Source organism: Tissierella pigra (assembly GCF_018917845.1).
Lineage (GTDB): Bacteria > Bacillota > Clostridia > Tissierellales > Tissierellaceae > Tissierella > Tissierella pigra.
Genome location: NZ_JAHLPJ010000001.1, coordinates 325,165 through 339,441 on the forward strand (window position 1 = coordinate 325,165; position 14,277 = coordinate 339,441).

Here is a 14,277-nt window from a genome sequence, read left to right on the forward strand (position 1 = left end):
TAAAATCCCGAATTTTCAAAGTCGGGATTTTAATTTATATTTATTTACTACTGAAGGAGGAAACTTTTGTGAATAAAGAGAAGAGTCTTAAAAAAGATTATGTTCCTACCATAGGTGAAATGGAAAACTGGTATGAAGAAGATTTGCGAAAGGAAGCTTTAAGATTATGGGAATACGAAAATAATAAAAAGATAGAAGAAGAAGGATTATTTTTTAAAACATTTAGAAGGCTGGAGGAAATCGATGATAAAATCTCCTTTGATTCTAAAAAGGACAATGTATATTATGAAAGATATAAAAAATATGTAGAAGAAGAGACAGGGAATAAAGCAAGGGAAATAGAGGAAATTCAAAATTTAATTGAATATGAAAAGTTCTTTCTTCGTTGGGAAAGAAGAGTCAATAAAGAAAAAAATGGCTCTGGTCATTATGGAAGTAACTCAGCTACAAGGTATCGAGTTGATTCTATAAAAAGATTAGAAAAAGAGTTGGAAAACATACTAGATACTTCTCCAGAAGGGTGGGAGTACTATTATAAAAATCAATTAATAGGAGATATAGAAAACAAACAACAACAGCGATTAGTAAATGTTCCATATGTAGCCAAAGCAAAACAAAAAGTAATGGAATCTTTGAATTTGGGAACTCCTGTATATATTGTGGGACATTTAGGAAGTGGAAAAACACAATTAGCAACTGAAGCAGCTTTGGATTTTACTATTGAAAATAAGGTGCAAAGTGAATTAGAGGATAAAATGGAGAATTGGTTTTATCTAAATCCAAATGCAACAGAAAAAGATGCCATTGAGAAGTTTAGAGAGTTCAATGAAGAAAGAAAAAATTACTATAAAAATATTTTGATAAATGGAAGTAAAGAGGAAATAGAAGCATTACAGCCATTATTCATATCCGGATCTCATAATTTAACTTATGAAGATATGTTTGTAGAAAAAACCTTATCTCTTAACCATAGTTTTTCTCAAGGCTCCTTTTCAGATTATCTCAATATGATTATAGAAGATTTTTATGAGTGGATGGATAAGCATAAAGAAAGATTAGATAAGATGACTGACGAAGAGCAATTACAGCTTAAAATTCAGATATGGAAAAGTTTCTCTGATTTGTTGGTGGCAAGAAATAGTGCTTTTGGTACTGAAATCAAAAAAATAGAAAGAGAAATTTTAATTGCAGTAAAGGAAGGGCGTACTGTAATTGTAGATGAATTAAATACAATTGCAATGCAAAACTTAATCGGATTAAATGATATATTACAGCGTCATGCAGGAAGTACAGCTTATATTACAGGAGTTGGTCCAGTAGTAATTAAACATGGCTTTGGATTTATAGGTACAGGGAATCTATCAACTCAAATGGTTAACTATGAAGGAACAAATGAATTAAATCCAGCTTTTAAATCACGATTTGTAACTATTGAATACAATTATATACCTCAAAGTGTAATTGGGTCTTTAGAAGACCAAGAACTCCTAGAAATAAACCAACTTTTTAGAGTGATAATTACAGGATTAGCTGATAAAAATGGGAATATTCATATTCCAAATCCTAAAAGAACATTAGAAGAATTATTTAGATTTTCTCAATTATGTAAAGTGACACAAAACGTCTTTATGGGCAAATGGAATGACAATGAAGATCATAGTGATTCTGGAATAGAAGATTTAGAGTTAAGAGAATCTGTATTATCTGTTCGTAATATTCTGCATGTTTTAGATAATTGGAATCAAGGAGAAGAGAAGGATTTAAGCAAAGCTTTATGGGATGGATTTATAAGTTCAATTACTTATGCTGATGACCAAAACTATATTTTATCACAAGCAGTTCGTTTTGGATTTTTTCCTATAAATGAAGGATGGAATGTTAAAACAAAAGCCATAGGAGGAGGTACAACTACCTATGAAGAAATTCGTACCCGTCCATACAACTATATTCGCCCTAAAATAGAAACCTTGAGCTATTTAGATGTAATTTACCTTATATTTGGCAAAGGACCTATCAGAAAAACTTTACCAAAAGAGTTAATAAAAAGCTTTGAAGATAATATAGATAATTTAAAACAGATTGATGTAAAAAAATATCAAGAATTAGACCAGCAATTATTTCATTTAGAACATTCAAAGAACCTACTGGAATATTTAGAGGATAATGGAGGTAAAAAATGAAAGTAAATTTGTCTATAGATGAAGAGTTTTTTAAGAATGAAGTCAAAAATTTAAGAAATAAGCTGGAGGAATGTAAAAAAACAGGTATTTTAGATAATGATTTTGAAGATAGATTAAAAAGACTCTTACAAATGGAGGATAGTCTATTAAGTGATTTAATTCCATATTACCGAACTTATGTAGATAATATTAAAAAAACTTCTATGAAGGTAATTCCCATAAAAGAATTAGGGTCTTTCAGTTCTTATGGATTTCCACAAAATATATTAAGAATTAATAAAAATCTTTTTATTACCAGTAGTATAAATAGTAAAGTACAATTTTTTTATATAGATATTCCCAAAAAAACATCTGAAGAAAAAGAAATAGCAGTAGAATGGAGTCTACCTATAAAGGAAATAAAAGAAAGAATTTCATCTATATATAAACTAAATAATAAAGAAATCCTCCTTTTAGGCGTAAAAGGAGGATGTTATATACTTTCAAGTGATGATTTTGATAAACTGCCAGATATTAACGAAGAGATTAAAGTTAAAAAAATCCAAAAAGATTGTGATTTTAAAGGATTTGGAAGAACTTTAGAGATTGGAGATAATTTATTTGTAACAGGTAATGAAGAAGATACATTAACTTTATTTGAAATAGTGAAGAAAAAGGATGAATATTCCTTAAATATTCATACAGATATATCTTGTATTATTCCAAATTGGACTGCTATGGAAAAAGTAAGTAAGGACTATTTTGTAGTTGGAACAAAAGATGGAATAATGTATTTTGTTAAATATGAAAGTGATCAGCTTAGAGTCTTAGGAGAAACTGATGTATTTCATAATAGAATAAGAAAAATCAAGTATTTAGAGGATGAAAAAGGTAGTAAGAAATCTCTTATGGTAATTGGAAACAAAGGACAATGTAAAATATTTTCTTTATATGAAGATACAATATTAGAAAATCATGACTTAACAGGAAATTTATTTGACCTTCAATCTGAAAAAGGTACTGCTGTAGTTTTAAGTGAAGATGGAATTATATACTTATTTGAAGAGAATTTTGGGAATTGGTATTTAAATGAAGAGGCAACCATTAAAGATATGTTCTTTACAAATATATTTAAATTAAGTATTTCAAAATATTTGCTTATGGATATAGGAGGTAAATTAAACATTTTGAACATTGACGGAATTCATACATCTCAGGATTTATGGAATATGGCTCTATATCAGTAGGAGGTAAACTATGGTTGATGAACAAGCTTTAATTGAGGAATCTACAAAACACTGTGAAAAATTTTTACAAAAACAACAACGATCACTGGCTACATTTACAAAAGATTCTAGTCTAATATATATTCCTGATGAAAAGCTAGAGAGATTTAGATTAGATTCTGCCAAAGGAATTTTGTATTTGCCTTTGGCTAGATTTTTAGATAAAAATTTAGATGAAAATCAAATGATGTGGCATATCTATTATGAATTAGCCTTATATCCTGATTGGAGAAAAGAAACTAGAATGTATTTAAATAGAAAAAAATATTGGCAGAAAGAAATTGACAGTATGACAAATTATATTCTAGATAGAATAAAAAAAGAAGGACTGGAAAAAGACTCTGCATATGAGTCTAAGATTATTTCAAATTATGTAAGAAAAGAAGTTCTTGATTTATTATATTCCTTGGATAAGTATGTGTCTTTCTTGAGGGTTTTACAGTTATGTCCCATATACAGAGATGAGGAAAATTTTGAAAAAATCATTTTATATATGAAGGAAATAGGTAAGACTGTTGAATGGATTTCAGAAATGCCTAAACATAGGGCTTTTATAAACAGTTTTTTAATTATTGAACTATATAAAATTCAGCCTAAATTTGAAGAATGTGTCGAAAATCCATTTCATAGGAAGATTTTCAATGAACCTTTTTTTGACTTTGTTCGTTATCAGTTAATGAGACAGATAAATAATGAGCAAGGAATTATGGAAAGGGACCCATTTATTAAATCTTTTATATTTCCCGCTTTTAAAGAATTATGGAAACAAGAAATTGATGAAATGATATTTTATAAATCAAAGGAAGGTAAAGAGGAAAGTATAAAAGGAGGAGAAAACCCCTTTAAACAGGATGATATAGATGAAGTACAAGAGTCTTTGGAATTTACCTATGAAGAAGTAGAAAGGATTCTAGAGGAAATGTTGGAACAGCAAGATCAGATGGTTTCCAGCGTAGAAAATATGATGAATAATAAAATGGATTTAGAATGCTATGGAATCAGCCAAGGGGATCAACAGTTATTTCAGTTTTATTCAAATAAGATGAAAAAAGAAAGAGAAGAAATGCGTCAATTTTGGAAAAAATTAATAGGAGATGCTAAGGAAGAAATAAGTGTAAAAAAAGACCATGAAATAAAGGGAAAACTGGATATAGGTAATTTGATTAATTTTTATCCAGATTTTATTGAAGCAGAGAAAAAGGGAAACTATAAAAACCTCCCGATTTTCAATAGATACCTTCTAGAATCTCAAACAAATATATTGCCTGAAAGAATAGAGATTTCTTTTGTTATAGATAATTCAGGCTCAATGGATTCTAGGAAAATTGAGGCAGCAAGGAAGGCATTGGCAGTAACACTATTATCAATAGATGATTTCAATAGATATTTAAAAGATAACTCAGAACAGTTGAATCAAAAAATTGAAGTTTTAAGTGAAACTTGGTTTTTTGGAAGTAAATATTATACTGTTAAAGAATTTAATCATAAAAATTTACAGGAAAAGGAAAAAAGTGAAATAATTCATTCCATTGTAAGATTAGATGGAACAGATGGAGCAACTGATGATGGAAGTTGTCTAAAAGAAATATCCAATAGGATTACACCTAGACAGGCAAGAGAACTTAAAAAGGGAAATCAAATAAAGATAGTCTTTCAAGTTACAGACGGTGCATCTAGTTTTCCGGGATTAGCAAAGGAAGCTGTGGAGGAATTATTATCTAAGAATGTGGAAGTATATGGATTTCAAATAGGGAAAAATAATCAAGTAAATGAAAAGGTATTTAACTTTGTATGGAATGAAGGATATAAAGAACCACATGGAGTAATAATCGGTGAAGAAGTAGAAAAATTACCCAGAGAACTGCTAAAAGCTGTAGGAAAAAACATGAAGTCTATTTTTAATAATTAGTTGGGTAAGTGTTAGAGTGGTATTGCCAAACATAATGAGTATAACTGAGGTACATTAGTATTAATACCAAACCATCAAGAAGTTTTTGGAATTATAGCATATGATAGTGATGAAAAAATCATATCGGCAGAAAAGTTATTTAAAGGTGCAACAGACTCTTCATTGGTAGATTTATGAATAATGATGGAGTAAATCTGATTAATGATTATTTTGATGATGTATTATATAATTTGGAGCATTAAAATACTGTTAGTGAGGTAATTGATATAAATGTTTTAGTAGAGAAACCTATGTTAAAAGCTAATACTAAGCTATTAAATAGACATAAGTATGAAATAGGCAATAAAAGATATGAAGTATAATTGTAGATATATCCCATGGTAAGCCTGGTAGACCTTATCATGGGCATTTTTTTGTTTTATGGGTAGGTAACTTTATCAAGAAAGAACTTTCAAAAATTAAGACAAATAATCATATAACTGATATAATAAAGAATAAAGTGGACCATTTAAAAGGAGTGATGGTAAATTATGTTACAATATACTTCAATATTGAAGTCTAGACCGTATTTATATTTAGAATTGAAAAAGGCTATAGAGTTGGTAATTAAGGGATTTACTATAGATCATATAAAAAACAAAGCAATAGAAGAAAATATATTTTCAGTAAATACAGAAGCCCGAAAAAGAGAAATTGCTTCAACAGTGACAAATAGAATTAGTGTATTAGACGATTTTACAATGGATAAAATCGTAAATGGTAGTTTGCAGACCAGTAAGCAGTTGGCTTTATATAGTATTCTTAAAACAGATAGATTATTCTTTGAGTTTATGAGAGAAGTTTATAAGGAGAAGATTTTGCTAAATGATATGAACCTAACTGATAAGGATTTCAATATATTTTTTAGAAGAAAAGCAGAGCAGAGTGAAAAGATTGCATCATGGAAAGATTATACATTTTATAAATTAGGTCAGGTATACAAAAGGATATTAACAGAAGCAGGATTTATTAGAAACAGCAAAAAAGAAATTGAAATCCTTCTCCAAATTATAGAAGAGGAAGTTATGGAACATCTAAAAAATATAGGGGATTTATCTTATTTAGAAGCAATGTTAGGAGAGATATAAATGGATATTTACAAGAGATTAGATAAAATTCTTCCAAGATTACAAGAAAAGAGTTTCAGGGAAAATAAAGGCTTAGGAAATGAAATAGGATTTCATATTTTTGATTATGAGCCATCCGACGAATTTATTGTAAGAGAACATATTAAATTCTTAAAAAATAAAATTAATACTGGAGGCACGGGATTATATATCAAAGAATTTGATTTGTATGAAATTATGCTCGAAATATTAGAAAGCAAAAACTACTTGATTAAAACTTTTGAAATGGAAGAAGAAAAAGGGACAGAATACAGTATTAACGCTATAAAAAAAACCCTTAGATTGACCCAAAAGAATGATTTAGTTGTTGAATATATTAGAGGTAAGATAAAGGAAGGTAATATTATATTTTTAACAGGAGTAGGAAAAGTCTGGCCAATCATTCGTTCTCATACAGTATTAAATACCTTACATTCAGTAGTAGAGGATGTACCGTTGATTATGTTTTTCCCAGGAGTATATGATGGTCTTGAGTTAAAATTATTTGATGAAATAAAGGATGATAATTACTATAGAGCATTTAAACTGATTGAAAGCTAAAGGGGATGAGCTTAAATATGGAAATTAGAAAAATGTTTTACAAGGAAATTGATAGAGACATCAAGGGAGTAATTAAGATTGGACAAGAAGATGATACTAATGTTAAACAAGAACTAGAAGAGTATGTAGTTACCAGGGAACTAAGCAAGCATTTAGATACATTTTTTGAGGCTTACAAAAAGGGACTAAATGACTACACTGATAAAATGGGTATATGGATTTCAGGTTTTTTTGGTTCGGGTAAGAGTCACTTGCTTAAGATAGCATCTTATCTATTGGAAAACAAAGAGATAGATGGAAAAAGAGCAACATCTTATTTTGATGATAAGATAGATGATTCAATAGCATTAGCAGATATGAAAAAGGTTGGTGATATGGGAGAACAAACAGATGTTATTCTATTCAATATAGATTCTAAGGCAGACTCTACTTCCAAATCAAATAAAGATGCGATTGTACAAGTTTTTATGAAGGTATTTAATGAAATGCAAGGATTTTGTGCTTCTTTACCTTGGCTAGCAGATCTAGAAAGACAAATGGTAAAGGATGGGACTTACGAAGCTTTCCAAAATAAGTTCGAAGAACTATCAGGAAGTAAATGGATTGATGCTAGGGAAGACTTCTACTTTGAGGAAGATAATATTATAGGTGCATTATCAACTACCACAAAAATGAGTGAAGAATCAGCAAGAAATTGGTTCAATAAAGCAGAAGAAAATTATTCCCTAAGTATAGAAAAATTTGCTCAGAGAGTGAATGAATACATAGAGTCAAAAGGGAATAACCATCATGTAGTATTTTTAGTAGATGAAATCGGACAATATATTGGTGATGATGTTGGATTAATGTTAAATCTACAAACCGTTGTTGAAGATTTAGGCACTTATTGTGGAGGAAAGGCATGGGTTATTGTGACTTCTCAACAAGACATAGATTCTATAACCAAAATAAAAGGCAATGACTTTTCAAAAATCCAAGGAAGATTTAATACTAGACTTAATTTATCATCTGCTAATGTAGACGAAGTTATAAAGAAAAGAATACTTAGAAAGACTGATGTAGCAAAAGATACCTTAAGACTAAAATATCAGGACAAAGAATCTATACTAAAAAACCTAATTACATTTTCTACGGATACTGCAGAGATGAAAACCTATAAAAATGAAGAGGATTTTGCAGAAGTATATCCATTTGTCCCATATCAGTTCAATCTATTACAATCAGTATTTACTGGTATCAGACTTCATGGAGCAAGTGGAAAACATTTATCTGAAGGGGAGAGATCTTTACTTAGTGCTTTTCAAGAGTCAGCAGTTAAATATATGAAAGAAGATATAGGAGTTCTTGTACCTTTTTCAGCATTTTATGAAACTGTAGAAGCATTCCTAGATTCTAATATTCGAAGTGTTATCCTAAAAGCAGAAGATAATGAGCGTTTAATTAAAGAAGACATAGAAGTATTAAAACTGCTATTTTTAATTAAATATGTAAAGGAGATTCCTTCAAATATAGAAAATATAGCCACATTAATGGTTAATAATATTGATGAGGATAAGATAGAACTTAAAAAGAAAATTGAAGAATCCTTAAAGAGATTACTAAAAGAAACCTTAATTCAAAAGAATGGTAATGAATATATATTCCTTACTCATGAAGAACAGGATGTAAATAAAGAGATACAGCATATTGTAATTGATATGGGCGATACAATTTTAAAAATTGGTGAAGAAATTTTTGATGGTATCTACAATGAAAAAAAGTATAGATATAACGTCAGATATCATTTTGACTTTAATAAGATTATAGATGATAGATTACTATCATCTCAAAAATTTGAAATGGGTCTGAAAATAATTACTCCTTACTATGATACAGGAGTTGAATTAACAGAACAAGAGTTAAAGATGATGTCTGCTAGAGAAAATAATTTAATTGTAAAACTTCCTATGGATACCACATTTTTAGAAGAAATGGAAGATATATTAAAGATACAAACCTATCTATTAAGAAAGGGAGGATCTACTTCTACTTTAGAAATAGAGGAAATAAGAATAAGAAAATCCAGAGAAGTTACAGAAAGAAAAGAGAGAGTAACGAATTTATTAATTGAAGCACTAAGGTCAGCTGAGCTTTATGCAAACTCACAAAAACTTGAAATAAGGTCAAAAAATCCGGCAGAACGAATCAATGAAGGCTTTAAACTTCTTATAGAGAGTATGTATAGTAAGTTAAACTATATAACTACTTTTATAGAAAGTAACAAAGATTTAAATGATATTTTATTAGAAGATAATATTCAGGTAAAACTTACCGATGATACTCCTAATAAATTGGCGGTAGATGAAGTAGACAACTATATAGAAAGAAATACGGAAAGAAATATTCCTATGACACTAAAATCTATTGTGAACCTATATGAAAAAGCACCCTATGGTTGGAAAGACATGGATATCAAGGGAATAGTACTAAGATTATTTAAAGAACAAGAGGTAAGGCTTGAATTAGGTAGCGAATACCTAAATTGGGCAGATAAAAATATAATAGATTATTTAACGAAAAGAGAATATCAAGATAGATTAGTTATTAAAAAGAGAATAAAAACCCCTCCTATATATATTAATAATGCTAGAGATTTAGCCAAAGAATTATTTGGAATCACAGCACTACCTAGTGATGAAGATGGATTAATGAAAAGATTTAAAGATTTATGTACAAATGAACTAAAAATGAGAAATGTAGACACAAATGATTATGGTATTCAATTTTTAGTTGAGCAATATAAAAATAATAAATATTATCCTGGAAAAGATGTACTAGAAAATGGAGAAAAACTATTTGAGGAAATAATTAGGATAAAAGACGTAAAAGAGTTTTATGAAAGAGTATATGAACTAAAGGACAATCTATTAGACTATGAAGAAAAAGTATTTGATGTAAAGAAATTCTTTAAAAATCAAAAAGAAGAATTTGATAAAGCAGTACACCAACTAAACATATATGAAAAAAATAGAACCTATGTTGTAGATGCCGAAACTAGAGAAGTGATAGGGCAGATTGAGGGAATAATAAAATCTAAAGAACCTTACTCCCAAATCCACAGATTACCAAATTTAGTAGATGAATTTATAAACCATTTTATTGAATTATTAGAAGTAGAATGTAAGCCAATTCGCCTTGTAATAGAAAGTGATAGAAAAATAGTATTAGATGAGATTGAACTTTATAATTTCAATGAAGAATTAGGGCATAAATTTAAAGCAAAATTTGATGATTTGCTAGAGCGTTTAGATACTGCAAACAATTTCTATGAAGCAATAGCCATGAAAGAAGAATCAGATAGAATAAAAATTCGTTGTTTTGATGAAATAGAAAAAGAAAAGGAAAAAAGAAAGCCTAAATCAAAAGAACAAGCACCTGAAGTATTTCATGATGATGGAACAACAGAAGAATATAAAGCAAAGACAGTAAAGAATATTAGTATAACTAATATTCTTCATGGTGCCAAGGTAATAGAGACTATAGAGGATATTGATGAAGTTCTAGAGCAGATAAGAAAGGCATTACAAGAGCAATTAAATGACGGGACAAAATTAAAACTCATCTAAAATATAGGGGGAATACAAAGTGGATAAATCGGCAATAAAAAACTTTGCAGTGAGAGCAAGGAATAAACTTATTGAAGATATAACTCAAAAAGCCTACGAGATTGGGATTACAAAAAAAGAAATAAAAGATATAGAGACATTTGAAGGTGGATTTAAAGTCAAAGGGCTTGAGAATAGTAGAATTTATAAAGGATATGAGATAAAACAAAGAGAAAAATTAATCGTTAATATAAAAGATAAAGGATTTGAGCAAATAGTAGAAGAAGTAGCCTATACATGGTTTAACCGTTTTATAGCCCTTAGATTTATGGAGGTAAATGAATATCTTCCTACAGGAGTTAGGGTGCTTTCATCTGTAGAAAAAGGTAAAATTGAGCCAGATATAATAAAAGAAGCTTCAAATATAGATTTTGATTTAAAAGATAAAGATTACGATGAATACAAAGAAATAGTGTATAGACTCATAGACTCCAATGATACAGATGATTTATATAGATATTTATTAGTAAAACAATGTAATCAATTAGGTAGTATTATGCCAATGGTTTTTGAAGAAATATCAGACTATACAGAACTACTGCTTCCAGACCATTTACTAGAAGATGGATCTGTAATCAGAGACTTAGTAGATTCGATCAAAGAAGATGACTATAAAGATCAAGTGGAGATTATAGGCTGGATGTATCAATATTATATCTCAGAAAAGAAGGATGAAGTATTTTCAGGACTAAAGAAAAACCAAAAAATTACTAAGGAAAATATACCTGCTGCTACACAACTTTTTACGCCAAAATGGATTGTAAAATATATGGTAGAAAACTCATTAGGTAGACTATGGTTAGAATCTCATCCAGATGAAGAATTACAATCAAAATGGAAGTATTACTTAGAAGATGCTGAACAGGATCGAGAAGTACAAAAAAAACTAGATGAACTAAAAGACCCTAACCTAAGCCCAGAAGATATCAAGGTACTAGATCCTAGTATGGGATCTGGCCATATCTTAGTTTATGGCTTTGATGTACTTTATGATATTTACTTAAAAGCCAATTACTCTGAAAGAGATATACCTAGGTTAATTCTAGAAAAAAATCTATATGGACTAGATATAGACGACAGAGCAGGACAATTAGCATCTTTTGCCCTAATGATGAAGGCAAGGAGTAAAAATAAAAGGATATTTAGAAGAAAGATAGAATTAAATATTTGTTCCATACAAGAAAGTAATGGTATTCAAAAGGAAACAATAGAGCTTTTTGCTAGTGTAGATAAAAAATTAAAGCAAGATATAGAATATTTAGTTGAAGTTTTCCATGATGCAAAGGAATATGGATCTATATTAGATGTAAAAAAGATTGATTTTGATGCTCTTGAAAATATTATGGAGGAAATTAGAAATAAAGAAACAGTAGATATGTTTGAGTCTGATATATTAGAGAAGTTACCTAATCTCATTAAGCAGGGAAGGATAATGAGTGATAAATATGATGTAGTTTGTACTAATCCACCTTATATGGGCAGAAAGGGTATGAACTCGGATTTAACTAAATATGTAGATGAGAATTATTCTGATAGTAAATCTGATTTATTTGCAGTATTTATGGAGTTAAAAACATTAAAGCCAAGTGGATATTTAGCTATGATAAATCAACATTCATGGATGTTTCTATCTAGTTTTGAAAGGTTAAGAGTAAAGTTAATTAATAATCAAACTATATATAATATGTTGCATTTAGGTCCAAGAACATTTGCAGAAATAGGTGGAGAAGTGGTCCAGTCCACAACTTTTGTATTTAAAAATGTAAGAATTAACTCTTATAAAGGAAATTATATAAGATTGGTAGACTTTAATAATGCAGAAGGAAAGGAAATGGAAGCATTAGAAATAATAGAAAATCGTGAAAGTAAATATTATTATGAAACATATCAAGATAATTTTGAAAAGATACCAGGAGTGCCTATAGCATACTGGGTGTCAGAGAATATAAAAAATACATTTTTATCGAATGATAATATAGCTTATGAATTTATTCCAAAATTCGGAATGTCGACTGGAGATGGTAATCAATATATTCGTAATTGGTACGAAGTAAATCATAATAATATATGTTTTAATGCAGTATCTGAAGATGAGTTTACCAAAAGGAAAGTAAAATGGAATGTACTTGACAAAGGTGGAGAATACAGAAAATGGTATGGGAATAAAAATAATATAGTGAATTGGGAGAATAGAGGATTTGAAATTAGAAACAATCCGAAGTCAGCAGTTAGAAGTCCACAATATTTTTTCAAACCTCATATATCGTGGACATTAATAAATTCAAGCAATTTTTCAGTAAGGTTTTTTTCGCATGGATTTATTCTAGATACTGCATCTAATTGTATTTATTTTAAAGATGATACTAAAAAGTATTATGCATTAGCATTATTAAATTCTAAGGTAGCCCAAGAATTATTAGATATAATTAACCCAACTTTAAATATTAGTTGTGGTGTTATTGGACTTATACCTTTCATACAAAGAAAAAAGTATTATGAAAGAATAGAAGATTTTGTTAAATATAATTTGAGTATCTCAAAAACTGATTGGGATTCCTTCGAAACTTCATGGGATTTCCAATATCACCCATTACTAAACTATTCAGCATTTAAAAATGACTTTGATGCCAATAAAATTGAAACGGCTTTTGATAGATGGACAGATTTCACTAATGAACAATTTGCCCAACTAAAATACAACGAAGAAGAACTAAACCGAATTTTTATTGATATCTACGGACTTCAGGATGAGCTTACTCCAGAAGTAGAGGATAAAGATATAACCATAAGTAAAGCAAATAGAGAAAGAGATATTAAATCCTTTATTTCCTATGCAGTAGGTTGCATGTTTGGACGATACTCCCTAGATGAAGAAGGGCTAGTTTATGCAGGTGGAGAATTTGATATAGATAGATATAAAACTTTTATTCCCACAAAAGATAATATTCTAGTTATAGCAGATGATGATTATTTTGAAGATGATATTGTCAATAGATTTGTAGACTTTGTAGATATAACATTTGGAAAAGAAACACTAGAGGAAAACTTAAGCTTTATTGCAGAAACATTAGGACAAAAGACTACGGAAACTTCTAGACAAACAATTAGAAGATATTTCCTAAAGGATTTCTATAAAGACCATGTGAGAACCTACCAGAAGCGACCTATTTATTGGCTATTTGACAGTGGTAAACAAGATGGATTTAAGGCTCTTATATATATGCATAGATATGATATATCTACTGTAGCTAGAGTTAGGACTGATTATCTTCATAGATTACAGAAAATGTATGAGTTTGAAATAGATAGACTAGATTTTATAATTGATTCAGAACTACCTGCAAGAGACAAGGCTACTGCAAAGAAGAAAAAAGATAAAATAAATAAACAGGTAGAAGAATGTTTAATCTATGACCAAATAATAGCACATATTGCCCATCAAAGAATAAAAATAGATTTAGATGATGGAGTAAAGCATAACTATGATTTATTCCAAGGGGTAGAAGTACCTCAAGGGGAAGGTAGAAAGCCTCTAAAGGCAGATTTACTTTCTAAGATATAGAAGAGAAGGTG

Annotated in this window: 7 protein-coding genes; all 7 read left to right on the forward strand. The window is 29.2% G+C overall.

The genetic code is table 11. From position 1 onward, the window contains the following. Positions 1-68 precede the first annotated feature (68 nt). The 7 genes from KQI41_RS01700 to pglX all read left to right on the forward strand — a co-directional run bounded on the left by KQI41_RS01700 (position 69) and on the right by pglX (position 14,266). Positions 69-2,180 (forward strand): hypothetical protein, encoded by a 2,112-nt coding sequence (locus tag KQI41_RS01700; RefSeq protein WP_342366188.1) that lies wholly within the window; start codon positions 69-71, stop codon positions 2,178-2,180. Next, a complete protein-coding gene (locus tag KQI41_RS01705) occupies positions 2,177-3,406 on the forward strand; it encodes a hypothetical protein (RefSeq protein ID WP_216584696.1) in 1,230 nt (409 codons plus the stop codon). The genes KQI41_RS01700 and KQI41_RS01705 overlap by 4 nt, the downstream gene beginning before the upstream one ends. Positions 3,407-3,416: 10 nt before the next feature. Further along, positions 3,417-5,354 carry a vWA domain-containing protein gene (locus KQI41_RS01710; RefSeq protein ID WP_216584697.1) on the forward strand — a complete coding sequence of 646 codons (1,938 nt, stop codon included), beginning with the start codon at positions 3,417-3,419 and terminating at the stop codon, positions 5,352-5,354. A 530-nt stretch (positions 5,355-5,884) separates the two neighbouring features. After that, entirely contained in the window at positions 5,885-6,481 is a 597-nt protein-coding gene (locus KQI41_RS01715; protein ID WP_154440134.1) for a DUF1819 family protein, read from the forward strand. Beyond that, on the forward strand, positions 6,482-7,060 hold the full coding sequence (locus tag KQI41_RS01720) for a DUF1788 domain-containing protein (RefSeq protein ID WP_154440135.1): 579 nt from the start codon (positions 6,482-6,484) through the stop codon (positions 7,058-7,060). A gap of 17 nt (positions 7,061-7,077) precedes the next feature. Then, positions 7,078-10,665, forward strand: a complete 3,588-nt coding sequence (gene brxC / locus KQI41_RS01725; protein WP_216584698.1) for a BREX system P-loop protein BrxC — start codon at positions 7,078-7,080, stop codon at positions 10,663-10,665. Positions 10,666-10,684: 19 nt separating this feature from the next. Further along, positions 10,685-14,266 carry a BREX-1 system adenine-specific DNA-methyltransferase PglX gene (gene pglX, locus KQI41_RS01730; protein WP_216584699.1) on the forward strand — a complete coding sequence of 1,194 codons (3,582 nt, stop codon included), beginning with the start codon at positions 10,685-10,687 and terminating at the stop codon, positions 14,264-14,266. Positions 14,267-14,277: the final 11 nt, after the last annotated feature.